Origin of the sequence: Pseudomonas sp. SIMBA_041 (genome assembly GCF_046535095.1) — a bacterium.
In the GTDB taxonomy this organism is placed as follows: domain Bacteria; phylum Pseudomonadota; class Gammaproteobacteria; order Pseudomonadales; family Pseudomonadaceae; genus Aquipseudomonas; species Aquipseudomonas mucoides.
Map to the genome: position 1 here is coordinate 1 of NZ_JAWRXJ010000672.1, position 250 is coordinate 250.

A 250-nucleotide genomic window follows, 5' to 3' on the forward strand; every position below is an offset into this window, starting at 1 on the left:
CTGGTGATGGAATACTTCGGCACCCCATACAGCTGCGCGCCTTCCAGCTTGTCCGGGTGGCTGTCGAACAGGTTGATCGCGCCCGCCGACAAGGTCAGGCCCAGGTCAAAGCGGTACGACACATCCAGGTCGGTCACCCATTGCGCGCCGAAGGTCTGGTCCAGCGTCGGGTTGGCGGCGTTGCGGCTCTGCCACTCGCCATAGCGTCGCTGCGCCACGGTGACGCTCCAGCCGTCGTACAGCCAGTTGG

The 250-nt window shown here is 65.2% G+C and carries 1 pseudogene; it reads right to left on the bottom strand.

Annotation, left to right across the window (positions count from 1 at the left end):
• Positions 1-250: pseudogene (locus tag SB725_RS32800) on the bottom strand (TonB-dependent receptor); the annotation flags it as partial.